The sequence below is a fragment of the Dyella flagellata genome (assembly GCF_030160275.1).
In the GTDB taxonomy this organism is placed as follows: domain Bacteria; phylum Pseudomonadota; class Gammaproteobacteria; order Xanthomonadales; family Rhodanobacteraceae; genus Dyella_B; species Dyella_B flagellata.
Window position 1 is genome coordinate 1 of record NZ_BSOA01000020.1, and the last position, 22,749, is coordinate 22,749.

Here is a 22,749-nt window from a genome sequence, read left to right on the forward strand (position 1 = left end):
CGGTGACGGGTACGTAGGAATAGATCAGAGGCTCCCTAACATCCTAGCGCACGCGTCGCCTCGGCGTCAGGGGCCTGGCGCCTGCGGATTCGGTGGTTTGATGTCGAGCAGCTCAATGTCGAATACCAGCGCCTGGTTCGGACCGATGCGCGGCAACGCGCCCTGTTCGCCGTAGGCCAGCGCAGGCGGGATGACGACCTTCCAGCGATCGCCCACGTGCATGCGTGGGATCACGTACTGCCAACCGCGGATCACCTTGTCCACGGTGAACGTAACCGGCTTGCCGTGCGCCCAGGTACTGTCGAATTCGGTGCCGTCGATCAGCATGCCGCGGTAGTTGACGGTGACCAGGTTGTCGGTGCCCGGGCTGGCCGTACCGTCGCCTTTCTTGATCACCGAATACTGGATGCCCGAGGGCAGCTGCACCACCCCAGGCAGGGTTGCATTATGCGTCAGATAGTCGGTGCTCTTCTTGGCGTTCTCGGCCGCGATGCGGTTGAATTCGGCCACGGCCTGCTCATGCATGCGCTCGCCCAGGCCGACCAGCTGGTTGTACATGTCTTGCTTGGAGACCACCGGCGGGCGTTTGGCGTAGGCGTCCTCGATGGCCTTTTGCAGCACGCCCATGTCGATCGGGAAATCGCCGTCGGAGAACTGCGTGCCGATGCGGTAGCCGATGGCATAGGACAGCTTGTGCTTGTCGAGCTTCACCGCCGGGGGATGCTGCTGCGGTGCCCCGGGTGCGTTCGTTCCCTGTGCTTGCACCGCGCCGGCGGCAAGCAGCAGTAGAACCGCAATCAGGCAACGCGCAGGGGTCATTATTTTCTCCAGGTTGCAAAACCGCCCAACGCCTCCGTGCGGCTGGCATCCTTGAGAGGCCGCCGTGGGCAAACAAAACCGATGGGTACGACTTGGAGACATGGGGCGGGCTCTAAGCATACGGCGAAAGCCGTCTTCGTAGGCAGTCCTGTAGCTGGATACGATGCTGCCGAATGTTCAGCGCTGCGGGGGAAGGCTCAACACCCCCAGGCAGATGAGACCAGGCGGCAAGCGGAGACACAGTGAGAAAGCCGCAAGCGGCAAAGGTTCCCGCTGCTAAAATCAGCGCTTTAACTTTCCAACGGAGTCCACCATGGCCTACCGCAACCTTGAGATCGGCAATCGTGGTGCCGTGCGCACCATCACCGTCAACCGCCCGGACAAGCTTAACGCGCTCAATCGCGATACCTTGAACGAGCTGACCCTGGCCTTCAACCAGGCGGCCCAGGACGATGCAGTACGGTCCATCGTGCTGGCCGGGGCGGGCGACAAGGCGTTCGTCGCCGGGGCGGACATCAGCGAGATGAACGGTTACACGCCGATGCAGGCACAGAGCTTTTCGCGCACCGGCCAGCGGCTGATGAGCGGCATCGAGCGGCTCGGCAAGCCGGTGATCGCGCGCATCCAGGGCTTTGCCCTGGGCGGCGGCATGGAACTGGCGATGTGCTGCCACCTGCGCATTGCCAGCGAGAAAGCCAAGTTCGGTCAGCCGGAGATCAACCTCGGCCTGATTCCCGGGTTCGGTGGCACCCAGCGCCTGTTGCGCCTGGCCGGCCGCGGCGCGGCGCTTGAGCTATGCCTTACCGGCAGCAACATCACGGCGCAGCGCGCTTACGAGTTGGGTGTCGTAAATCGCGTGGTGGCGCCCGAAGCCCTGGATGAAACGGTCAATGCCCTGGCCGACCAGCTGGCGGCAGCGGCCCCGCTGGCGGCGGCGAGCATTCTCGACACCGTGTTGCAGGGCGGCGAGACTTCGCTGGATCAAGGCCTGGAATTCGAGACCCAGGCGTTCGCATTGATGTTCGCCACGGAAGACATGAAGGAAGGGACCAGCGCGTTCCTGGGGAAGCGCAAGGCAACCTTCAATGGTCGGTAGGCTGGGATGACTATCCCAGCATCGAGGTGCCGCACGGAAAGCTGGGATGACTATCCCAGCCTACTCAATGACCGCGATATTTCTTCTCGCCGGCAGTGATGCGCAGGTCCAGGCGATTTTCCGGCGGCGCCAACGGACAGGTCGCGAACGGCGTGAAAGAACAAGGCGGGTTGTAGGCCTTGTTGAAATCCAGCACCACCTTGCCGTTTTGCGGTAGCGCTGCGTAGAGGAAACGCGCCGCACCATAGGTTTCATGCCCGGAGGTACGGTCGGCGAGCACAAAGAACAGTTCGCCGCCCGGTTCTTCCTGGTACGGCAGCAGCTCATAAGTGTGGCCGTCACGGGTAAACACGGCCTTGCCGGGCACCTTGACCGTATCGATGGTGCCGATCACCGAACCGATCTTCAGGTCATGCGGCGGATCGAACGGCACCCAATCGGCCACGATGTGCCAGGACGGATCGATCGGGAAATAGTCAATACCAAGGAAATGCTTGCGCGTGGCGGCTTGGACATCCTTCACGCGCAGCGCCTTGCGGCTTTCGCGATCAATCACGTAGAAACTCGCCGTGCCGAAGTCCACCTTGGTGGGCGCCGCATCGCCTTTGACATGCATGTCATCGATCAGCGCAGCCTCCCCAACCGGCTTACCGTCGATGGTAGCCCCGCTGCCGGCGGCGAGCTTGATGCTGGCCTGCCCGCTTTTGTCCAGCGTAATCACGCCCAGATGCGCGGGACCCGCCTGCAGGACGATGTCGTTGTCGGTCGCTGTACCCACCTTGTTCGCGCCTTGCTGCAGCCACTCCAGGCCGATAAGGCTGAGCCAGCCATCCGCCGCGGTCAGCCGTGCGACGCGTTCGGCGCGCCATTTTTCAATGCTTTGCTGGTACGCGTCGGGGGTTGCTGCTTGTTGGGGGGTATCGGCATGCACGAGGGCCACTCCAGTACTCAAGATCAATCCGACCAGGACGCTGCGCCACATGGGGTCTGCTCCGCTCGATGCAAGTACGTAGGCTGAGGTGATAATCCCAGCTTTCCATGCGGCGTCCAATGCTGGGATTTGATCCCAGCCTACACGAGATCAGAAGCTCTTCAACGCCCCCGCAGAAAAAGCTTATCCAATTCAGTCATGCCCAGCTGCACCCAGGTCGGACGGCCGTGGTTGCATTGGCCAGAACGTTCGGTAGCTTCCATCTCGCGCAACAGGGCATTCATTTCCGGAACGGTCAGGCGCCGGCCGGCGCGCACCGAACCGTGGCAGGCCATGCTGGATAACAACTCGTTTTCCAGCTCCTGCAGCTGGCGCGAACTGCCGTGCTGGGCCAGCTCGCCCAGTACGCTGCGGGTAAGTTCAGCCACGTCCGCACCTTCCAGCAAGGCAGGGATTCGCCGCACCACCACCGCGGAGGGGCCGCTGCGGGAAAGCTCCAGCCCCCAATCGGCGAGGGCGTCGCCGTGCTCTTCGGCGGCGGCGGCCTCCTTCGCGCTGACCGGCACCGACAACGGCACCAGCAACATTTGCGAACGAAGATTGCTGCACGCGCGGCCGGCTTTCAGTTTTTCGTAGGTGATGCGCTCGTGCGCGGCATGCATGTCGATCAGCACCAGGCCGTGAGCATTCTCGGCCAGGATGTAGATGGTCTTGAGCTGCGCGATAGCGTAGCCCAGCGGCGGCGCCTCGCTGTCATCGGCTGCGGGCAGAGGCTGTTGAACGATGCTCCGCTGCTCGGCCATCGGTTCACCCAGCAAAGTGGCGTATTCGACCAACGGTTCGTCACGAACGCCCAAGCGCAGCCGGCTTTGCGACGCGCTCGCCGGCCAGTTGCTCACCTGCCGGTTCACTTCCTGCACCACGGTCGATGCCACGCCCGCGGCGGCGGGCCACGCCGGCGCTTCCACTGCCGCCTGTTGCCCGGCGCGCGTTTCCGCGAGCGCTTCATGCAAAGTGCGGAACAGGAAATCGTGCACCAGGCGTTGCTCGCGAAAGCGCACTTCGCTCTTGGCCGGATGCACGTTCACATCCACGCCGACGGGATCCAGCTCCAGATAGAGCACGAAGGCCGGATGGCGACCATGGAACAGCACGTCGGCATAGGCCTGCCGCACCGCGTGCGCGACTATCCGATCGCGCACCAGGCGCCCGTTTACGTAGAAATACTGCGCATCGGCCTGCGGCCGCGAAGCCGTCGGCAATCCGACCCATCCTGACAGACGCATGCCTGCCGAAGCATGATCGATGCGCAGGCTCTGCTGCGGGAAGTTTTCGCCGAGCATTTCCGCCACGCGCAGCAACATGGCCGCCTCGTCACGCGCCGCCTTCCACACGCGCACCGATTTGCCATTGTGGCTCAGGCGAAACTCCACGCCGCCACGCGCCAGGGCAAGCGACTTGAGCAGATCGTCGATATGCGCGAATTCGGTGCGTTCCGCGCGCAGAAACTTTCTGCGCGCCGGCACGTTGTAGAACAGGTCGCGCAATTCCACGCTGGTGCCCTGCGGATGCTGCGCGGGCCTCACGTCCTGCATGCGGCCACTGTCGACTTCGATACGGAAGGCATTGTCCGCGCCACGCAGGCGCGAGGTCATCGCGAAGCGCCCCACCGAGGCCATCGACGCCAGCGCTTCGCCACGAAAACCCATGCTTGCCACGTGTTCGAGATCGTCGAAGCTGCCGATCTTGCTGGTGGCGTGCGAGGCGACGGCCAACGGCAGATCATCGGCCGCGATGCCGTCGCCGTCATCGCGCACGCGAATCAGGCGCGCGCCACCGAGCTCGATATCGACCTCCACGCGCCCTGCGCCGGCGTCAAGACTGTTTTCGACCAGTTCCTTCACCACCGAAGACGGCCGTTCGATGACCTCGCCAGCGGCGATCTGATTGATGAGTTCGGGAGGCAGAGGGCGGATACGGGACATGGGGCGCAAGCTTAGCAGCGCCGCGTCGCATCAACTATCCGGATATCGATGGTTGCAGTGCGCAGGGCTGGGATGGTCATCCCAGCCTACGTCAACTGTTGGGTATCACCAGCATCGTGCCGATGCGCACGCTGTTGCTGCTGATGCCGTTGACGTTCTTGAGTGAATCCACGCTCACGCCGTACTGCTTGGCAATGCTGCGCAAGGTTTCGCCATTGGCTACACGATGCATGTCACGCACGTCCGCATCGGCGGCTTCGCCGGTGCTGGCCACGGTGTCGGATTTGGCATCGTTAGGCAGCACCCCCTTGCGGCGCGCGGCCTCCATCGCAAACCAGGTGCCCTGCGGCGGATTGCTCAGGAAATAACCCTTCACCCCATCCATGATCGCGGTGGCAAGCTGCTGCTGGTGGGCAGGATCGCGCAGCCGGTGCTCCTCGGACGGATTGCTGATGAAGGCCGTTTCCACCAGGATCGATGGCACGTCCGGCGAACGCAGCACTACGAAGTTGGCGCGCTCCACGTAGCCGCGATGGGTGGGCCCAAGCGCCGAGAGCGCGTTCAGCACGTTCTGCGCTACCGTCTCGCTCGCCTGCACCGCCCAGCCCTGCTGCATATCGAGCAACACGGAGGCAAGGCTGTCGTTCTCGGCGGCCAACGATACGCCGCCGATCAGATCGGAACTGTTTTCACGATCGGCCAGCATCTGCGCTGCCACCGAGCTCTTGCCGCGCGGCGACAGCACCCACACGGACGAACCTTTTGCGTCGCTGCTGGTGTACGAGTCGGCGTGAACCGACACGAACAGGTCCGCCTGATTCTGGCGGGCGATCTCATAGCGCTGCTTCAGCGGGATGAAGTAGTCGCCATCACGCGTGAGGACTGCCTTCATGCCCGGCTGGCGGTTGATCAGCGCGGCAAGATTGCGCGCCACCGCGAGCGTGACGTTCTTCTCCAGCGTGCCGTCGGGGCCGTGGGCGCCCTGATCCTTGCCGCCGTGGCCAGCATCCACCGCCACCACGACCTGGCGCTGGCTGTTCAGCAACACCGCCGCCTGGCGGGTAGTGACACCCTTGCGGGAGGTCAGCTTGCTGCTCGCGTTGATCACCACCGGTGCGGGGGCGTCGGCCTGGTCGACCGGGGCCGCCTTGCTGGGCGCTACAGCGGTGTCTTCGCCGCTGCGATCCGGCGCCGAGGCTTTGGCCGGCGCAACCGGTTGCTTGCCGCTGCCAGGATAAAGATCCAGCACGAGCCGATAGCCGGCCTGACCGGACGGACCGAGCACGAAGGTCTTCGGCTGGCTGTTTGGCGCGACCGAAGCGGTCAGGCGCAGCGAATCCCCCTGCCCTGCACTGGTCAGGCTCTTGAACATGCCCTGCGCGGCAGGTGCAAGCCGGCCGCTGGCGCTACTGCTGGCCAGCTCGAGCACGATCCGGTCACCGTCCTGGCTGAGCTTGTATTTGGCGGGGCCGGAAAGATCGAACACCACGCGGGTGTAGTCATGGCCGGCCCAAACGCGGGCGTTCTTTACCTCGGCCGCTTGCAGGGCGAAACCGGGCGCCGCGGCAAGCATCGCGGTAGCAACCAGGCAACAAATGCGAGTGAGATAGCCCCTCATGGTGCCGCATTGAAGCTCACCAGATTCCTGAATGCAAGAGATTTTTCTTTAAATTTCCATGGGCTGCATGGCTTTTATCAGAATGCGCTGAAGCTTCCGCTACCGCCCAGCAGGCTGATCGAGGCAAAACGCCTCATCCCGCCGCTGCCGCGGCGGGTGAAATACACGATGCCCGCAGAGCCGGCGCCAGCACGGCAAGCTGCCCAGTCACCCACAGTGCCACCGCACCCAGCGGAAAATAGAACCAGGGCAGCCGCGGCAATTCGTAGTAATGCATCAGCAACGCGCTCAGGCCATAAGCCAGCGCCATGCCCAGCATCACGCCCAGGCTGGTGAGCAGGAAATTTTCCAGCATGAAGTAGCGCAGGATATCGGTGCGGGTGGCCCCGAGGGCCCGGCGTACACCGATGTGGCGTCGTCGCTGCTGCACCCAATAGCTGCTCAAGCCGACGATGCCCAGGCCGGTGATCAGCAGCAAGGTAACGCATAACCCGGCCAGCATCCTGGCCATGGCCAGGTCCTTGCCGAGCTGCTCCTTGCGCGCATCGGTCACTGGCCGTTGCGACATGATGGCTACGTGCGGATCAAGCCGATGCAAAGTATCCACAGCGGCATGCAGGACCTGTTGGCGCTGGCTGGGGTCGGCGGTGCGGAGCAGATAGTAGACGCCATCGTCGAGCCACAGGCGCATCGGCAAAACGATGCTGTAATCCTCCTCACCAGGGCCGTAGATCGCGTTCGGGCGTGGTAAGTGTTCGACGACGCCGACCACCGTCGTCGGAGGCTTGCCGCTGGTGAAATAGAACTGCTTGCCGAGCGGGTTTTGGCCGGGCCACACGCGCTTGGCCAGCGCCGTGGTAATCAGCGCTTCCGACGGCGCAAGCACGCTGCCCGGCTTGAAGACGTCGGCGTAGTCGACAAAGCCAAGCGGGTTCAGCCAGCGGCCGGCCACCAGGCGCAAGCCGAGGGTCTTGGCGAATTCCTCTCCACCGTAGACCGCCACCAGTACGCCGGATCGGCTTTCCGCATCCTTCTCGTTGAGTGCAATGTAGCCGGGGAAGAAGGCACTGTAGTCCAGCGGCACCTGGTTGCTCAGCGTTACGCCCTGCACGCCGGGGATCTGGCGCAAGGCGTCCGCCGTTTCGCGCGTGCGCCGCTTGGCTTCGTCGCTGTGAGGGGTAAGCAGAGTGTCGGCATTGATTTCAACCAGCCGATCCTCGTCGAAGCCGGCGGGCATGTGCAGCCGCTCCAAGTGCAAGGTCATCAGGAAGACGCTGTTGCTCACCACGCCACAGCTGAGGGCGATCACCAGCACCAGCAGAAAAAGCACCACCTTGTGCCGGAGCAGTGCGGAGAGTATCGGCTTGAGGTCCATGACTAAAGTTGCTCACTGGGTCTTGAGCTGCAGGGCCGGCGAGACCTGGCAGGCGCGCCATGCTGGCAATAAGCCGACCAGCAGGCTGCTGGCCAGCGCAATCACGATGCTGATGATCAGCATGCCGACGTCCATGTGCACCAGCGTGGCATAGTCGATGTCGCCATCTTGCTGCTGCCGCAACAGCCACAGCCCGCCGTAGGCCAGCACCAGTCCGATCAGGCCGCCCGCGACACCGATCATGCCGGCCTCCACCAGCAGCTGCGCAAACACAGCCCGCCGCGACGCCCCCATGGCCCGACGTACACCCACGTTACCGATGCCGCGCATGAATTTGGCCAGCATCAGTCCGGTGGCATTGATCAGGCAGACCAGCAGAAAACCGAAAGCCAGCCACACCTGCACGCGTGCATCGTCGGGAACGGCGTGGAAAGCCTCCAGCCATTGCGTCACGGAACGCAGACGTACGTTGGGTGGCCGCTGGAACCGGCCGATCGCTTTCTGATCCTCCGAGTAATGGATGAGAAAGTCGCGATAGGCCGCCACCTTGGCCGCGCTGTCCAATTGCACCCACATTTGCAGCCACGCACAGGGCGCGGTCTTCTTCTGCCGATTGTCTGGCGGAAAAGGAACTTTTTCGTCCCAGCAGCGCCGGCTGCCTGCGGGATGCAGATCGGCATCGATAGCCGAGGTCAACGGGATGTAGGCCTCGTAGACATCGCTCAATTCGATGGCCTGGTAGGAGCCGTAGATGCGCGGCAGGATCTGCCAATGATCCAGCACACCTACCACGCGAAACGGTACGCCCCTCAGCACGACGATATGGCCGACGCTGTTCGCGCCGCCGAACAGCATGTCGTTGAGCGTATCGGTGATGACAACCACGCGCGTACCGCGCTCATCATCGGCCTCGCTCCAGGCGGCACCGTAACGGAAGGGAGCGCCAAACATGGGGAAGAAGTCGGTAGTCGTGTAGAGCCCAAAGGAGTGGCTCGGCCGGACCTTGCCATCCGGCAGCTCCACACGGAAAGAACCGGTCGACATCACCGCCTGGCGATCCGCGCGGTGCGCATGCAACAGGTTCATGGCATCGATCCAGCTCAACTGGATATAGGGCTCTTCGGCGCCGGCATGCAGGTTGGTCTTGCTCCGATCGGCGTATTGGCGCGGGTCCAGCTGTGGCCGAAAAAGCTTGCCGCTACGCCCAGGATAGGGATCCCGTGCCAGCACGTGATAAACGGTAAGTGCAGTCATGCTGGCACCGATACCGATGGCGATGGTCAGCACCATCAACAGCGTCAGCGCTATGTCGCGACTAAGACTCCGTATGGCCAACACAGCGTAATAACCGAGCACGAGTTCCCTCCCCCACTCCAATCGTTCCTGATCAAATGCGCGATCATCGCCAGCTTGTCTTCTTATAAAGTTCACATGATCCGTCTAAAGAATGTGAAGCCATCGACGAAACTTGCGTCAAACTTTCTGCGAATACGGCGTGCGCCTACGCGCGCGTCTTAGGACGCTCAAGCAATCCGAGCTAACACGTGTTCGCCACGCACCGTTTTTGGCTGCAAGCGCGCGTGCCGCCCGCTGCCGTGATAGCTCAAATGCACCTCCACATCCGGCGTGGGCAACGCACCTAGTCCGCGCTCGGGCCACTCCACCAGCACGACCGCTGCGAGATCAGCCAGCGCATCCAGGCCCAGCCATTCCAGCTCCCCCGGATCGGCGATGCGATAAAGATCCAGATGCCAGGCCGGTCGGCCGTCCTTGCCGTGATAGCCCTCGACCAGGCTGTAGGTAGGGCTTTTGATGCGCTCGCCAACGCCCATGGCGGACAACAAGGCGCGCGCGAAGCTGGTCTTGCCAGCGCCCAGATCGCCGCGCAGGTAAACCACCAGACCACTGTCCAGGGCGCCGGCGAGCTTCGTACCCAGCACACGCGTGGCGTCTTCGTCGGGAAGCTCCCAGTGTTGTTCAGTCATGTCCGAATCCATTGCCCAACGCTCGCAGAGGATCCAGCAGATCGCTGGCCAGCAAGCCACGCTCACCTTTGCGCGCCGCCACGTCCCCCGCGCGCGCATGAAGGCCGACACCGATGCGGGCAGCATCCCAGGCTGAGCAGCCTTGGGCCATCAAGGCGGCAATCACGCCCGTCAACAGGTCACCCATGCCACCGCTCGCCATACCTGGATTACCCCATGTACAGACGTCTAGACGTCCATCCGGATTCGCGACGAGGCTACCCGATCCTTTCAATACGACCACCGCACCGTAGCGTCGTGCCAGTTCGCGCGCCGCGGCGAATCGATCAGCCTGCACTTCGGCATTGGTTTTGCCGAGCAAGCGCGCCGCTTCACCAGGATGCGGTGTCAGTACGGCAGGTAGGGTGAAACAGCGCTGCTCGCGGGCGAGCAGGTTCAGGCCATCGGCATCCAGCACCAGCGGCATGCCGCTATCCAGTGCGGTCAGCCACAACGCATGCCCCCATGCGCCCTGTCCCAGACCCGGCCCCACCGCAAGCACGGTGGCGCGCGCGAGCATGGTTTCCAGCTCCTGCGGGCCATGCACACCGTGCGCCATCAATTCCGGGCGCGCGCTGTTCAAGGCGGTGAGGTTTTCGCTGCGGGTGGCAATGCTTACGAGCCCCGCCCCGCAACGCAACGCCGCTTCACCACACAGGCGAATGGCGCCTGCCGTGCCGTGATCGCCGCCAATCGCCAGCACGTGCCCGCCATCGCCTTTGTGCGCATCGCGTGCGCGCGGCCCAAGATGCATGGCTTCGAGCAATGTGGCGTCCACAGGCACTCCCTGCCACAAGAGCTGCGGCAAGCCGAGCGTGTCGATCTCAAGCGAGCCGACCTGGGTTGCGGCCTGCCCGGTATACATGCCGCGCTTGGCGGCAATGAAACTCATCGTCACTTGCGCGCGGATTGCCGCACCGGCGCAATGACCGGTATCGGCGTTCAAACCGGATGGAATATCCACTGCCAGCACAGGTATGCCCGAGGCGTTGATGCGTTCGATCAAGGTGCTGGCAGCGGCCTCCGGAGCACGATTCAGGCCTGTGCCATAGAGCGCATCCACGTACACGTCGGCCTGCGGCAGCGACGCATCCTGATGCCAGCGATGCGTGATGCCGCCGCTGCGCTGCCATGCATCGCGCGCGAGCCCGGCATCGCCTCGCCCAGCGTCGTTCAATTCCACCACCTCGACACCGAGGCCGGCATCCTGTGCGAGGCCTGCGATCAGATAACCATCCCCGCCGTTATTGCCCGGGCCGCAGAACACGGCGATTTGTCGCGCATGTGGCCAATGCCGGCGCAGGCATGCGAAGGCCGCCGTGGCGGCCCGGTTCATCAGCTCGAAACCGCTGACGCCCAGTTCGTCGATGGCGCGCCGGTCGAGGGCGCGCACCTGCTCGACGGTGTAGAGATCGCGAAGGTGCCGGTCTGCGTGCATCGGCGGATTATAGAGAGCGCTACTACACTATGCGCATGCCCATGGATGTTTCCCCGAATTACGCCGCTCTCGCCCGCGATATCAAGCGCTGGGCGCGCGAACTCGGCTTCGCCGAAGCCGGCATCAGCGGCGTGACGTTGGAACAGGACGAACAGCACCTCGAACGCTGGCTGGAAGACGGCTATCACGGGGAGATGGATTACATGGCACGCCATGGGAGCAAGCGCAGCCGGCCAGATGAACTCGAACCAGGCACGCAGCGCGTGATCTCCGTACGCATGGATTACCTGCCACCGGGAACCCAGCACGCATGGGATGTGCTGCAGGACGCCGAGGCCGGCTACGTGGCACGCTACGCGCTCGGCCGGGACTACCACAAACTGATGCGCAACCGGCTGCAGAAGCTGGCCGATCGCATCCGCGAGGCGATCGGCGATTTTGGCTATCGCGCCTACGTCGACTCCGCACCGGTGCTGGAAAAAGCGCTCGCACGCAATGCCGGCCTCGGCTGGATCGGCAAGCATACGGTGCTGATCAATCGCCAAGCCGGCTCGTATTTCTTTCTCGGCGAGCTTTACACCAACCTGCCGCTACCCGTTGACGAAGTGGCGACGGCGCATTGCGGCACCTGCCGCAAGTGCATCGATATCTGCCCAACCCAGGCGATCGTCGGACCCTACCGCCTGGATGCACGCCGCTGCATTTCCTACCTCACGATCGAACTGAAAGGTTCGATCCCCGAAGACCTGCGCGCGCCGATGGGCAACCGTATCTTCGGTTGCGACGACTGTCAGCTGATTTGCCCATGGAACAAGTTCGCGCAAGATGCGACCGAACCGGATTTCGCGCCGCGGCACAGCCTTGATGGCGCCAAGCTGGTGGAACTGTTCGGCTGGAGCGAGGAGGAATTTCTACGGCGCACGGAAGGCATGGCGATCCGTCGCGCAGGCTACGAAGGATGGTTGCGCAATATTGCGGTTGCGCTTGGGAATGCGCCATCGTCAGAACAGGTGCGTGCGGCGCTGCTGGCGCGCGCCGAACACCCTTCGGCGGTTGTGCGCGAACACGTGGCCTGGGCGTTGGCGCGGCATGACTAAGGCCGCATAGCTGTCATTCCCGCGCACGCGGGGAAGGCATATGGACGTGCCTGGCTTTGAGGAACGAGGAAAGCGGGAATCCATCTTTAAAGATGCATCAGAGCAAAAGCAAAATGGCTTCCCGCTTTCGCGGGAATGACGGCTGCACTGGCGTTACGCTGCCGCCATCTGTTTCGGAATCGAACGATTCGTATGGCTGATGCGGTTGTCCTTGTCCACGTACACCAGGGTCGGCTGGAACTTTTCCACTTCCGCCTCGTTCAGATGCACGAAGGCCGCGATGATCACCAGGTCGCCCGGCTGAGCACGGTGCGCGGCGCTGCCGTTCACCGAGATGATGCCCGAACCCTCTTCGGCGCGCAGCGCGTAGGTAACGAAGCGCTTGCCGTTGTTGATGTTCCAGGCGTGGATCTGCTCGTATTCGCGGATGCCCGAGGCATCGAGCAGCAGACCGTCGATGGCGATCGAACCCTCATAGTGCAGTTCCGCGTGGGTCACGGTGGCACGGTGGATCTTCGCCTTCAGCATGTTCAGTTGCATGACTTCATTCCAGCAGGGACTGCCTGCATAGCCTTCTATTATCCTGCCGCTGCAGGCATCGCCGCAACGGCACCCGAGCCCAACATGGGGTAACGCCCATGATTGTTCAATAGCGCAAAAATGTTTCAGTCAAACAACAGGTTATCGATCAGCCGGGTGGCACCCAGGCGGGCCGCGATCAGCGCCACCAAGCCTTCCCGCTCGCCATCGGCCGGCTCGGACAGGTCCTCGGCGCGCCGGATGGCGGCGTAATCGGGGGCGAAGCCGGCTCGTTCCAGCTTCGAAGCCGCCGCCTGCTCCACCACCTTGCGGGCGTGCCCCTTGGCGATCAGCTCGCGCATCTGCTGCAGGGTTTCGTAGACCAGGGGTGCGCTTGCGCGGTCATCCACCGACAGGTACTGGTTGCGCGAGCTGAGCGCCAGCCCGTCTTCCGCCCGCTGGGTGGGTCCGCCCATCACCTTCACCGGCAAGGACAGGTCGCGCACCATGCGCTCGATCACTTTCAACTGCTGGAAATCCTTTTGGCCGAAGATCGCGATATCCGGCTGCACCAGGTTGAACAGCTTGCACACCACCGTGGCCACGCCGTCGAAATGGCCTGGACGGTGCGCACCCTCCAGGGTCTCGGTCAGTTCCGGCACACGCAAGCTGACGCTCTTGTCCGCGCCAAAGGGATACAGCACCGACACGTCCGGTGCGAACAACAGATCACAGCCAGATTCAGCCAGCCCCGCCTGGTCCTGCGCCAGCGTGCGCGGATAGCGCTCGAAATCCTCGTTCGGTCCGAACTGGGTGGGATTGACGAACACGCTTGCTACGACGCGATCCGTGCGCGCACGCGCCAGTTTGACCAGCGAATGATGTCCGGCGTGCAGGTTGCCCATGGTCGGCACGAAGCCAATCGTGTGCCCTTGGCCGCGCCAGCCGCGAATCGTGGCGCGCAAGCCTGCGGCATCTTGGAGGGTTTGCATGAATGAAGGGTGTCCGTTCTAGTTATAACCGTGTTCGGCCGCGGGAAATGTCCCGTTGCGCACCTCGGCGACAAAGGCGGCGACCGCCTCCTGCACCGAGCCACGGCCGGCAAGGAAATCCTTGCTGAACTTGGGGCGCTTGCCGGGCGTGATCCCCAGCATGTCGTAAATCACCAGCACTTGGCCATCGCAGTGGGGGCCCGCACCGATGCCGATGACAGGGATGTCGAGGGCCTTGGTCACACGCTCGCCCAGCGGCGTAGGCACGCCCTCCAGCACCAAAATATCCGCGCCGGCCTGCTGCACCGCCAGCGCTTCATTCACAACGCGCTCCGCCGCCTCTTGCTCGCGACCCTGCACCCTGTAACCGCCAAACTTGTGCACCGATTGTGGCGTAAGCCCCAAGTGCGCGCACACCGGAATGGCGCGCTCGGTCAGGGCGTGAATCGATTCAAGAACGTGCGCCGCGGCGCCTTCGATCTTCACCATCGCCGCGCCCGCCTCGCCGACCAGCCGGGCACCGGCTTCCAGCGCATAGTCGACGTTACGGTCGGCCATGAAAGGCATATCGGCAATCAGCAACGTGGCGGACAAGCCGCGCGCCACCATGCCGGTGTGATAAGCCATCTGGTCGAGCGTGACCGGCAGCGTGCTGCGCTGGCCTTGCACCACCATGCCCAAGGAATCGCCGACCAGGGCGATGTCTACACCGGCCCATTCCAATTGCGCGGCAAAGCTCGCGTCGTACGCGGTGAGCATGACGATCTTGCGCCCTTCCGCCTTCATCGCATGCAAGCTTGGAACCGTCACCGGCTTGCGAACGGGAGCGCTGGCATTTTCCACGTACACGGCCTTTCCTTCTATGTTGCGGTGAACAATTATCCGGCGCGCAACAGCCGTACTCAAGCCAAGGGCATGCGGCCTTGCGCATCAAGGCCAGCACCCAGCTCTCTGGCGGCTTGCCGGCGCTGGGATTGCCATCCCAGCCTACTCGACCGGGGTGCAGCCATGCGCATCCACACCCTGGAGAAGGTTCGACACCTTGCCCTGCCCCGGAATGAGCAGATCGGGGGCCACGTCGTTAAGCGGTAACAGCACGAAAGCGCGGTCAGCGATATGCGGATGGGGCAAGGTCAAGCGCTCGCTGTTCACTGTCCTGCCGGCCACGTACAGCAGGTCCAGGTCGAGTGTGCGCGGCCCCCAACGCTCGCCGTTGCGCTGACGGCCGGCGGCGCGCTCGATATTGAGCAAGGCATCGAGCAAATCGTGCGGCGGCAGCGCTGTTTCAATCAGCACCACCGCGTTGAGAAAATCCGGCTGATCGACTCCCCCCCACGGCGGGGTGCGGTAGAGGCGTGAGCGCGCCAACAATTCGGTTTGGGGCAACGTGGCCAGCGCTTCAGTGGCATCCAGCAGGTGTTGTCGCGAATCGCCCAGATTGCTGCCCAGCGCGACATAAGCGTGCATCAGCCAGCCCCGGATTTACCGGCGGCGGGCTTGCGTCGCCGTTTGCGCTTGCGCGTTGCACTTGGACGTGCCGGCTCGGCTTCGCCGGTGGCATTGGCCTGATGCAGGGGCAGTGCAGCGGCCAGGGTTTCATGCGGCAGCTGCTGCGCATGCGCCCACCATTGACCAAGTTCGCCGATCGCCGGCGATTCCGCTGCCCGTAGCAGCAGGAAATCGAACGCAGCGCGGAACCGCGGATGGGCCAGCAGGCGGAAGACCTTCTTGCGCTGGATCTGTTCGAAGCGTGGTTGCAGCGACCAGATTTCTTCCATCGTGATGGTGAAGCGACGTGGGATGGCCACGCGTTGGCATTGCTCGGCCACTACGTGTGCGGCAGCGCGAGCCCATGCCTCGTTGACGTCCTTGCCTTGGGTGCCCCAGGTGTGGGCCAGATCACGCACCTCGCCCCATAGCAGCACGGCGAACAGGAACGCCGGCGTGACCGACTTGCCCTCGGCAACGCGGGCATCGGTGTTTTCCAGCCCTTGCTCGATCAGCGAGCGCAACGCCTCGTCGCCGCGCTTGAGCGCGCGCGCCGTGGCCGGGAACATGAACTTGAGCAGCTTGCATTCCTCAAGCATGCGAAAGCTCTTTAGGCCATGGCCGGCCAGGAACATTTTCAGCGATTCGTCGAACAATCGCGCCGGCGCGACACCGCTGAGCAACGGTCCCAGTTCCGAGAACGGCGCGGAAGCGGAAGGATGGATGCGGAAATCCAGCTTGGCCGCCAAGCGAACGGCGCGCAACATGCGCACCGGGTCTTCGCGATAGCGCGTGGCCGGATCGCCGATCAGATGCAGCACGCAGTTGTCCAGATCCTTCATGCCGCCCACGTAGTCGCGCACGGAGAAGTCGCTGATGTCGTAGTACATCGCGTTGACGCGAAAGTCGCGACGCAACGCGTCTTCCTCGATCGTGCCCCACACGTTGTCACGCACGATGCGGCCATCAACGATGTGCCGATCGCCTTCCACGCCCACCTCTTCGCTGGCGCCACGAAACGTCGCCACCTCAATGATTTCGTTGCCGTAGACCACGTGGGCGAGGCGGAAGCGGCGGCCGATCAGGCGGCAGTTGCGAAACAGCCTCTTCACCTCGTCCGGCGTGGCATTGGTGGCCACGTCGAAATCCTTGGGATGACCGCCCAGCAGCAGGTCGCGGACGGCGCCGCCGACCAGATAGGCGTCATAGCCGGCTTCGTTCAGGCGATAGAGCACGCGCAAGGCAGCCTTGCTGATGTTCTTGCGGGAAATCGTGTGCTGCTCGCGCGGAATGATGGGCATGGCAAGCTTGGCGTCGTTCCTGGCTATGGGATTCAAGCGTTCGAAATCCTTGCGGGTTTCCAAATCCGGGGGTATGGCCGAGCACGCCTGGCGCGCATCGATACCATCCGGCACCGGCCGTAAGCATTGTCCCGCAAGCGTTCCCGCTGATGCGAGAGCACTGTCTCAGGGCGTTGCCGGACGAGACAATTCAGCTATACTAGCGCGCTTCGCGACAATCCGCTCCCATCGTCTAGTGGCCTAGGACACCGCCCTCTCAAGGCGGGAACACGAGTTCGAACCTCGTTGGGAGCGCCATCGTCCCTTCAGTATGATCGGCTTACCGGTCCCTAGCAGGCACAAGGCAGTATGACCTTCGTCGTCACCGACAACTGCATCAAGTGTAAATACACCGATTGCGTCGAAGTCTGTCCGGTCGACGCTTTCCACGAAGGCCCCAATTTCCTGGCAATCAATCCCGACGAGTGCATCGACTGCACCTTGTGCGAGCCGGAATGCCCGATCAACGCGATCTACCCGGAGGACGACGTTCCCGCCGGCCAGGAGCATTTCACCGCCCTGAACAAGGAACTTGCCATGGCATGGCCGGTGATCACGGTGCGTAAGGACGCCCTGCCGGATGCCAAGGAATGGGAGAACAAGCCGGACAAGATCAAGCTGCTCGAGCGCTGAGTGCCGCCGGATCCGTCCATGAAAAACGCCGCTCGATGAGCGGCGTTTTTTTGTCCGGCCGGCCAGGCTGAGCGTATCGCTCAACCCTTGCCACCCAGGCGTGACTTCAGGCTGTCGACCACCTTGGCCACGGCCGCCGCCTCGCCCTGAGCGCGCACTTCGCTCGAACCCTGGCCGCTGCTGTTCACGGTGACCACCACCGCGCGCGGCGCCACATTCGGGCCGCTCGCGCCGCCACTGCTGCCGTGGCCGAACATGCGGCCGAAGAAACCAGCCTTTTCCGCTGGCTGGTCGGACGCCAGCACCTTCAGGCTATAGCTGTGCGCGGCGTCGTCATGGCTCTGCAGCGTGCCGATTTCGCCATTGCTAAGCGCCTCGCCCACGCGGCGGTAGGTGTCGTCCACGCTATCGGCCAGGATGAAGCCATCGGTAATCGTGCTGGGAGTGTTGCCCACGCGCGCAGTGGCGCCATTGGCATTCGGGTGGTTGGCACCCTGCGGCGGAATCACCAGGGCGGCGCTGGCATTAGGCGTGTCCATGCCCGGCGGAATTTCCAGCGGAGCCTGCTGCTTGGCCGTCTGCCAGGCCTTTTCGGAACGGAAGATGCCGCAGCCCGAAAGGAGCAAGCCAGTCAAAACCAAGGCCGGCAGGGCGACGGCGAGGGAAGATTTCTTCATGTAGTGAATTCCGTTGGGTTCCGAAAAGTTAGTCAGTAGCCGAGCAGGTTAAGCGGCATCCGCCAAGGATGCCAGAGTCGCCAAGGCATTGCGTAGCTGCTCACGCGCCGCCCCCTGCTCCAGTTCCACCAGCGGCAGGCGTGGCATCGCCGTACCCAGCCCCAGTTCCGGCAGGCCGGCCTTCACCGCGATTGGATTGGGCGCGCAGTTGAGCGCCTGCACCAGCGGCTCCAGCACGGCATTGCAGCGCGCAGCGGCGGTGCGATCACCCGCCGTGGCCGCATCGCACAGCGCACGGAAAGCCTTGGGCGCCAGATTGGCCACCACGGAAACCACGCCTGCAGCACCGGCCAGCATGGCCTGCGCCCCGCTGCCGTCGTCGCCGGACAGATAGACGAAATCCGGCCGCGCGAGTTCCACGCTGCGCTGGATGCGCTCGGCATCGGCGCGCGCTTCCTTGATCCCGATGATGGCTGGGTGGTCGCGCAATACCTCGGTGGTTCCCGGCGCCAGATCGCAGGCCGTGCGGCTGGGCACGTTGTAGAGAATCACCGGCAGGCCACCGCGATCGGCCACCTCCAGGAAGTGACGGCGCAGACCTTCCTGCGTGGGCCGCACGTAGTACGGCGCCACCACCAGGGCGGCATCCGCACCAAGCGCGCGCGCGCGTTGCGTAAGAGCCACTGTTTTGGCGGTAGCCGCCTCGCCGGTGCCGGCGATGACCGGAATACGGCCGGCGACATGCTCGACCGCATAGGCCAGCAGGCGATCGTATTCATCGTGTTCGAGCATGTGGGCCTCGCCGGTGGAACCGGCAACGACCACCGCCTGGGTGCCGCCCGCGATCTGGAAATCGAGCAGACGGCCGAACGCCGCCAGGTCGAGCGCCCCATCCGAGCCGAATGGAGTGACCAGCGCGCAGACGCTTCCGTGAATCTTCATGGCGCGTTCCGCACAAAAAACTTAGGACATGGCATCTTACTTGCGGGCTCGCGGGACGGGCAAGTAAGCTGGCGTATCGTTCGTCGTCATCCCGCACGACGCGGGGGTCGCTTACCATCCATGTCCACCAACCCTTTTTCCGCGCGATCCAGCAACGACCACCAACTGCTGATCCAGACCCTGACCCCGGCCACGCGCACGCCGCTGCTTGCACTGGCCCGGCGCATCGCCGATGCCGGCTGCAATCTTTCCGATGCGCGTGTATCGACCATCGGCGCGGACACCTCGCTTACCCTGCTCGCCAGCGGCGCCTGGGATGCCGTGGCCAAGCTCGAAACCGCCTTGACCAAGTTGGCGCGCGAGGAAGAACTGCGTCTTACGCATTACCGCACCAACCCGCGCGAGCCTAGCGGCCACTTGCTGCCGTACCTGGTGGAAGTGGTGTCCTCCGATCGTCCCGGCATCCTGGTCAAGATCGTCGATTTCTTCAGCCGCCACGACATCAGCGTCGAGCAGCTCAGCTCGATGCGCTACCAGGCGATGCAGACCGGTGCGGCGATGTTCCAGGCGCAATTCACCATCGGGGTGCCGGACAAATTGCACATCGCCGCCTTGCGCGACGATTTCCTGGAATTCTGCGACGGCCTGAACCTGGATGCCATCATGGATCCGGTGAAGTTCTAGGAATGCGACGCCCGCTGTCTGTTCGCTTTGCAGATGCCGGGATTGTCATCCCGGCCTAGGGGCGCAATTCGGACCCCCGCCTTAGGCCCGGTGAAATTCTAGAATGCTCCGCCTTTTGCCATCTGACAAGGCTGTTTCCGTAACGTTTGCCGCGCTAGTCTCCGCCACAGCTAATGGCATTACCCAAGCTGGCTACCGGAGAGCCCATGCCCGAACTAGGCAAGAAAGTCCCCAAGCTGCAAGGCGTCACCGGCGACGGCAGTACGCTGAAACTCGATTCACTCAAAGGCCAATGGGTAGTGCTCTACTTCTACCCCAAGGACAGCACCCCCGGTTGCACCACTGAAGCCAAAGACTTCCGCGACCTCCATCCCAAGTTCAAGAAGCGCCATGCCGAAATCATCGGCGTCTCGCGCGACTCGGTGAAATCCCACGCCAACTTCACCAGCAAGCAGGAACTGCCGTTCCCGCTGGTGTCCGATGCGGACGAAGCCTGGTGCCAGGCCTTCGACGTGATCCACGAAAAAGTGCTGTACGGAAAGCGTCATATGGGCGTGGTACGCAGTACCTTTCTGATCGACCCCGACGGCAAGCTCGCCGCGGAATGGCGGGGCGTGAAAGTGCCCGGCCATGCCCAGGCGGTGCTCGACGCCATTCCTGCCCGGTGATTCTTACGTCCGTCCACATCGCCAGCGATTTACGTGACGCAACCTATCCCCCTCCTGCCTCGTGAGGTTACTTCCGCATGACCGGAAGCAAGCGCATTTACGCCCTCGACACCAACGTGCTACTGCATGACCCGACCTCGCTGTTCCGTTTCGAGGAGCACGACATCTTCATCCCGATGACGGTGCTGGAAGAGCTGGACGAAAAGAAGAAAGGCGCCTCGGAAGTTTCGCGCAACGGACGCCAGGTCAGCCGCTTCCTCAACGAATTGATCGTACGCGGCAACGGCCACGGCATCAGCAATGGCCTGGAACTGGAAAACCCCGAAGGCGTCTCGCTAAGGCGCGGCGGCGCGGTTGGCCGGCTGTATTTCCAGCAGCGCACCACCAATGGGCATGGCAAGGCCGATAACCTGATCCTTTCGGCTGTTATTGAGCTGAAGGAAGAAAATCCCGGTCGCGCGGTCATCCTGGTTACCAAGGACATCAACCTGCGCATCAAGGCCAAGATTTACGGCATCGATGCGGAGGATTACGAGAACGATCGCGCGCTGGACGATTTCGCCCTGCTCTACACCGGCTCGGCGCAACTGCCGGAAGACTTCTGGGATCGTCACCCGGAGGTGCAGTCGTGGAACGAACGCGGCCGTACTTTCTACAAAGTCGATCGTCACAAGGACGAAGATTGGCATCCCCAACAGTGCCTGTTCCTGCCCGGCGACAACAGCGTGGAGTTGCGCGTGCTGCACGTCGACGATGTGCGCGCGACGCTGGTGTTGCTCGATGATCACAGCCATACCAATCACAGCGTGTGGGGCATCGCCGCGCGTAACCGCGAGCAGAATTTCGCGCTCAACGTACTGATGGATCCGGATGTGGATTTCGTGACCCTGCTCGGCACCGCCGGCACCGGCAAGACCTTGCTGGCGCTGGCCGCAGGCCTGGCGCAGGTGATGGATCAGCAGCGCTACCGCGAAATCATCATGACGCGCGCCACGGTTTCGGTCGGCGAGGACATCGGCTTCCTGCCCGGCACCGAGGAAGAAAAGATGACGCCGTGGATGGGCGCGCTGACCGACAACCTCGAAGTGCTCGCCAACCCCGAAGAAGGCGGCAGCTGGGGGCGCCAGGCCACCAATGACCTGCTGGCCTCGCGCATCAAGATTCGTTCGCTCAACTTCATGCGCGGACGCACCTTCCTCTCGCGCTACCTGATCATCGACGAGGCGCAGAACCTCACGCCGAAGCAGATGAAAACCTTGATCACCCGCGCCGGCCCCGGCACCAAGATCGTATGCCTGGGCAATGTGGAGCAGATCGATACCCCCTACCTCACCGAGACCACCTCGGGCCTGACGTATGCGGTCGATCGCTTCAAGCATTGGGCGCATTCGGCGCATATCACTCTGCGCCGCGGCGAGCGTTCGCGTTTGGCGGATTTCGCCTCCGAAGCGTTGTAACCTCCATGGCCGTCATTCCCGCTCTCGCGGGAATGACGGCCAGACAAGATTACGCATCACGGAATTCTGATGAGGACCGCCCCTCCACCCATCGCCCTCACCATCGCCGGTTCCGATTCCGGCGGAGGCGCAGGTATCCAGGCCGATCTGAAAACCTTCCATGCACATGCCGTGCACGGCCTCTCGGTGATCGCCGCCATCACTTCGCAAAACACGCGCGGTGTCACTGCGGTGCATCCGGTGCCGACCACGCATATCCGCAGTCAGCTCACCGCAGTGTTCGATGACTTTGCCATTGCGGCCGTGAAAACCGGCATGCTGGGCAATGCGGCCACGGTACGGTTGGTGGCGCGGGAACTCAGGAAGCGAAAGCCGGCCTGGGTAGTGATCGATCCCGTGATGATCTCGACCAGCGGTTCGCGATTGCTGGACGAAGATGCGATCGAGGCGGTGATCAACGATCTGTTGCCACTTGCCGATGTGCTCACGCCGAACCTGCCCGAGGCTGAAGCGCTGCTAGGCCACTCGCTGCGCACGCCGAAACAACTTACGGATGCCGGGCACGCCTTGCGCTCGCTCGGCGCACACGCCGTGTTGCTGAAAGGCGGTCACGGACGCGGCAACGATGTGGTCGACCGTTATTTCGATGAACGGGGTCTGATGGAAATCCGCCATGCCCGCCTTCCCTGTGAAGGCCACGGTACCGGCTGCACCCTGGCTTCGGCCATCGCTGCTGGGCTGGCCAAGGGCGCCACACCACGCCAGGCGGTACGCCGGGCGGTTGCCTATGTGCAACGCGCGCTGAAAAACGGCTACCGGCCCGGTGTAGGCACGGCGTACACCCTTCGTCACTGAACAGCTAGGCTGGGATTATCATCCCAGCCTACGCGCTATTTATTTGCCGTAAAATTGGCCACCGGCCCCGGCCATCGCCGCTTTCACCATGGATTTCCTCAGCCCTCGCTT

At 63.2% G+C, this 22,749-nt stretch carries 22 protein-coding genes and 1 tRNA gene; 8 read left to right on the forward strand and 15 right to left on the reverse strand.

Features of this window, described 5'->3' with window-relative positions; all coding sequences use genetic code 11:
* Positions 1 to 66 precede the first annotated feature (66 nt).
* Positions 67 to 819, reverse strand: coding sequence for a BamJ family beta-barrel-assembly machinery protein (bamJ, locus tag QQJ96_RS11410; protein WP_284332130.1), 753 nt, complete (start codon positions 817 to 819; stop codon positions 67 to 69).
* 313 nt (positions 820 to 1,132) lie between these two features.
* Between bamJ and QQJ96_RS11415 the strand changes: the two genes are divergently transcribed.
* On the forward strand, positions 1,133 to 1,915 hold the full coding sequence (locus QQJ96_RS11415; RefSeq protein ID WP_284332131.1) for an enoyl-CoA hydratase/isomerase family protein: 783 nt from the start codon (positions 1,133 to 1,135) through the stop codon (positions 1,913 to 1,915).
* Between the two features lie 64 nt (positions 1,916 to 1,979).
* On the opposite strand, the gene QQJ96_RS11420 is transcribed toward QQJ96_RS11415, so the two are convergent.
* The 7 genes from QQJ96_RS11420 to QQJ96_RS11450 form a co-directional block, all read right to left on the reverse strand.
* Positions 1,980 to 2,897, reverse strand: a complete 918-nt coding sequence (locus QQJ96_RS11420; RefSeq protein ID WP_284332132.1) for a DUF1684 domain-containing protein — start codon at positions 2,895 to 2,897, stop codon at positions 1,980 to 1,982.
* 110 nt (positions 2,898 to 3,007) lie between these two features.
* Positions 3,008 to 4,831 (reverse strand): DNA mismatch repair endonuclease MutL, encoded by a 1,824-nt coding sequence (gene mutL / locus QQJ96_RS11425; protein ID WP_284332133.1) that lies wholly within the window; start codon positions 4,829 to 4,831, stop codon positions 3,008 to 3,010.
* Between the two features lie 91 nt (positions 4,832 to 4,922).
* A complete protein-coding gene (locus QQJ96_RS11430; RefSeq protein ID WP_284332134.1) occupies positions 4,923 to 6,449 on the reverse strand; it encodes an N-acetylmuramoyl-L-alanine amidase in 1,527 nt (508 codons plus the stop codon).
* A 133-nt stretch (positions 6,450 to 6,582) separates the two neighbouring features.
* Positions 6,583 to 7,824 carry an ABC transporter permease gene (locus QQJ96_RS11435; protein WP_284332135.1) on the reverse strand — a complete coding sequence of 414 codons (1,242 nt, stop codon included), beginning with the start codon at positions 7,822 to 7,824 and terminating at the stop codon, positions 6,583 to 6,585.
* A 12-nt stretch (positions 7,825 to 7,836) separates the two neighbouring features.
* Complete coding sequence (locus QQJ96_RS11440) at positions 7,837 to 9,180, reverse strand: ABC transporter permease (RefSeq protein WP_284332136.1); 1,344 nt, start codon at positions 9,178 to 9,180, stop codon at positions 7,837 to 7,839.
* A 167-nt stretch (positions 9,181 to 9,347) separates the two neighbouring features.
* The gene (gene tsaE / locus QQJ96_RS11445) at positions 9,348 to 9,809 is read right to left on the reverse strand and encodes a tRNA (adenosine(37)-N6)-threonylcarbamoyltransferase complex ATPase subunit type 1 TsaE (protein ID WP_284332137.1); all 462 of its coding nucleotides are present in this window, start codon (positions 9,807 to 9,809) and stop codon (positions 9,348 to 9,350) included.
* Positions 9,802 to 11,286: an NAD(P)H-hydrate dehydratase gene (locus tag QQJ96_RS11450; protein WP_284332138.1), complete on the reverse strand. Its 1,485-nt coding sequence runs from the start codon at positions 11,284 to 11,286 to the stop codon at positions 9,802 to 9,804. Before QQJ96_RS11450 ends, tsaE begins: the two co-directional genes overlap by 8 nt.
* A 41-nt stretch (positions 11,287 to 11,327) precedes the next feature.
* Here QQJ96_RS11450 and queG point away from each other — a divergent pair, with 41 nt between their 5' ends.
* Entirely contained in the window at positions 11,328 to 12,383 is a 1,056-nt protein-coding gene (gene queG, locus QQJ96_RS11455; protein WP_284332139.1) for a tRNA epoxyqueuosine(34) reductase QueG, read from the forward strand.
* 153 nt (positions 12,384 to 12,536) lie between these two features.
* On the opposite strand, the gene panD is transcribed toward queG, so the two are convergent.
* The 5 genes from panD to pcnB form a co-directional block, all read right to left on the reverse strand.
* The gene (gene panD / locus QQJ96_RS11460) at positions 12,537 to 12,923 is read right to left on the reverse strand and encodes an aspartate 1-decarboxylase (protein WP_284332140.1); all 387 of its coding nucleotides are present in this window, start codon (positions 12,921 to 12,923) and stop codon (positions 12,537 to 12,539) included.
* Between the two features lie 125 nt (positions 12,924 to 13,048).
* On the reverse strand, positions 13,049 to 13,894 hold the full coding sequence (panC, locus tag QQJ96_RS11465; RefSeq protein ID WP_284332141.1) for a pantoate--beta-alanine ligase: 846 nt from the start codon (positions 13,892 to 13,894) through the stop codon (positions 13,049 to 13,051).
* An 18-nt stretch (positions 13,895 to 13,912) separates the two neighbouring features.
* Positions 13,913 to 14,743, reverse strand: coding sequence for a 3-methyl-2-oxobutanoate hydroxymethyltransferase (gene panB, locus QQJ96_RS11470; protein ID WP_284332142.1), 831 nt, complete (start codon positions 14,741 to 14,743; stop codon positions 13,913 to 13,915).
* 138 nt (positions 14,744 to 14,881) lie between these two features.
* The gene (gene folK / locus QQJ96_RS11475) at positions 14,882 to 15,364 is read right to left on the reverse strand and encodes a 2-amino-4-hydroxy-6-hydroxymethyldihydropteridine diphosphokinase (protein WP_284332250.1); all 483 of its coding nucleotides are present in this window, start codon (positions 15,362 to 15,364) and stop codon (positions 14,882 to 14,884) included.
* Positions 15,361 to 16,683, reverse strand: coding sequence for a polynucleotide adenylyltransferase PcnB (pcnB, locus tag QQJ96_RS11480; protein ID WP_284332251.1), 1,323 nt, complete (start codon positions 16,681 to 16,683; stop codon positions 15,361 to 15,363). The genes folK and pcnB overlap by 4 nt, the downstream gene beginning before the upstream one ends.
* A gap of 221 nt (positions 16,684 to 16,904) precedes the next feature.
* Here pcnB and QQJ96_RS11485 point away from each other — a divergent pair.
* Positions 16,905 to 16,980: transfer RNA gene (locus QQJ96_RS11485), tRNA-Glu, on the forward strand.
* A 51-nt stretch (positions 16,981 to 17,031) separates the two neighbouring features.
* Positions 17,032 to 17,355 (forward strand): ferredoxin FdxA, encoded by a 324-nt coding sequence (gene fdxA / locus QQJ96_RS11490; protein ID WP_284332143.1) that lies wholly within the window; start codon positions 17,032 to 17,034, stop codon positions 17,353 to 17,355.
* An 80-nt stretch (positions 17,356 to 17,435) separates the two neighbouring features.
* On the opposite strand, the gene QQJ96_RS11495 is transcribed toward fdxA, so the two are convergent.
* Positions 17,436 to 18,032, reverse strand: coding sequence for a hypothetical protein (locus QQJ96_RS11495; RefSeq protein WP_284332144.1), 597 nt, complete (start codon positions 18,030 to 18,032; stop codon positions 17,436 to 17,438).
* A gap of 48 nt (positions 18,033 to 18,080) precedes the next feature.
* Complete coding sequence (gene dapA, locus QQJ96_RS11500) at positions 18,081 to 18,974, reverse strand: 4-hydroxy-tetrahydrodipicolinate synthase (RefSeq protein WP_284332145.1); 894 nt, start codon at positions 18,972 to 18,974, stop codon at positions 18,081 to 18,083.
* Positions 18,975 to 19,094: 120 nt separating this feature from the next.
* Between dapA and QQJ96_RS11505 the strand changes: the two genes are divergently transcribed.
* The 4 genes from QQJ96_RS11505 (at position 19,095) to thiD (ending at position 22,638) form a co-directional block, all read left to right on the forward strand.
* A complete protein-coding gene (locus tag QQJ96_RS11505; protein WP_284332146.1) occupies positions 19,095 to 19,658 on the forward strand; it encodes a glycine cleavage system transcriptional repressor in 564 nt (187 codons plus the stop codon).
* A gap of 206 nt (positions 19,659 to 19,864) precedes the next feature.
* Complete coding sequence (locus QQJ96_RS11510) at positions 19,865 to 20,326, forward strand: peroxiredoxin (protein ID WP_284332147.1); 462 nt, start codon at positions 19,865 to 19,867, stop codon at positions 20,324 to 20,326.
* A gap of 77 nt (positions 20,327 to 20,403) precedes the next feature.
* The gene (locus QQJ96_RS11515) at positions 20,404 to 21,783 is read left to right on the forward strand and encodes a PhoH family protein (protein WP_284332148.1); all 1,380 of its coding nucleotides are present in this window, start codon (positions 20,404 to 20,406) and stop codon (positions 21,781 to 21,783) included.
* A 69-nt stretch (positions 21,784 to 21,852) separates the two neighbouring features.
* Positions 21,853 to 22,638: a bifunctional hydroxymethylpyrimidine kinase/phosphomethylpyrimidine kinase gene (gene thiD / locus QQJ96_RS11520; RefSeq protein ID WP_284332149.1), complete on the forward strand. Its 786-nt coding sequence runs from the start codon at positions 21,853 to 21,855 to the stop codon at positions 22,636 to 22,638.
* Positions 22,639 to 22,749 lie beyond the last annotated feature (111 nt).

Excerpts from the sequence above, each read along its gene's own strand:
- QQJ96_RS11420 (WP_284332132.1), bottom strand. The coding sequence starts at position 2,897 with ATGTGGCGCAGCGTCCTGGTCGGATTGATCTTGAGTACTGGAGTGGCC.
- bamJ (WP_284332130.1), bottom strand. The coding sequence starts at position 819 with ATGACCCCTGCGCGTTGCCTGATTGCGGTTCTACTGCTGCTTGCCGCC.
- QQJ96_RS11515 (WP_284332148.1), top strand. The coding sequence starts at position 20,404 with ATGACCGGAAGCAAGCGCATTTACGCCCTCGACACCAACGTGCTACTG.
- dapA (WP_284332145.1), bottom strand. The coding sequence starts at position 18,974 with ATGAAGATTCACGGAAGCGTCTGCGCGCTGGTCACTCCATTCGGCTCG.
- QQJ96_RS11415 (WP_284332131.1), top strand. The coding sequence starts at position 1,133 with ATGGCCTACCGCAACCTTGAGATCGGCAATCGTGGTGCCGTGCGCACC.
- panC (WP_284332141.1), bottom strand. The coding sequence starts at position 13,894 with ATGCAAACCCTCCAAGATGCCGCAGGCTTGCGCGCCACGATTCGCGGC.
- QQJ96_RS11450 (WP_284332138.1), bottom strand. The coding sequence starts at position 11,286 with ATGCACGCAGACCGGCACCTTCGCGATCTCTACACCGTCGAGCAGGTG.
- queG (WP_284332139.1), top strand. The coding sequence starts at position 11,328 with ATGGATGTTTCCCCGAATTACGCCGCTCTCGCCCGCGATATCAAGCGC.
- fdxA (WP_284332143.1), top strand. The coding sequence starts at position 17,032 with ATGACCTTCGTCGTCACCGACAACTGCATCAAGTGTAAATACACCGAT.
- QQJ96_RS11495 (WP_284332144.1), bottom strand. The coding sequence starts at position 18,032 with ATGAAGAAATCTTCCCTCGCCGTCGCCCTGCCGGCCTTGGTTTTGACT.
- QQJ96_RS11510 (WP_284332147.1), top strand. The coding sequence starts at position 19,865 with ATGCCCGAACTAGGCAAGAAAGTCCCCAAGCTGCAAGGCGTCACCGGC.
- mutL (WP_284332133.1), bottom strand. The coding sequence starts at position 4,831 with ATGTCCCGTATCCGCCCTCTGCCTCCCGAACTCATCAATCAGATCGCC.
- thiD (WP_284332149.1), top strand. The coding sequence starts at position 21,853 with ATGAGGACCGCCCCTCCACCCATCGCCCTCACCATCGCCGGTTCCGAT.
- pcnB (WP_284332251.1), bottom strand. The coding sequence starts at position 16,683 with ATGCCCATCATTCCGCGCGAGCAGCACACGATTTCCCGCAAGAACATC.
- QQJ96_RS11430 (WP_284332134.1), bottom strand. The coding sequence starts at position 6,449 with ATGAGGGGCTATCTCACTCGCATTTGTTGCCTGGTTGCTACCGCGATG.
- panD (WP_284332140.1), bottom strand. The coding sequence starts at position 12,923 with ATGCAACTGAACATGCTGAAGGCGAAGATCCACCGTGCCACCGTGACC.
- tsaE (WP_284332137.1), bottom strand. The coding sequence starts at position 9,809 with ATGACTGAACAACACTGGGAGCTTCCCGACGAAGACGCCACGCGTGTG.
- QQJ96_RS11435 (WP_284332135.1), bottom strand. The coding sequence starts at position 7,824 with ATGGACCTCAAGCCGATACTCTCCGCACTGCTCCGGCACAAGGTGGTG.
- QQJ96_RS11505 (WP_284332146.1), top strand. The coding sequence starts at position 19,095 with ATGTCCACCAACCCTTTTTCCGCGCGATCCAGCAACGACCACCAACTG.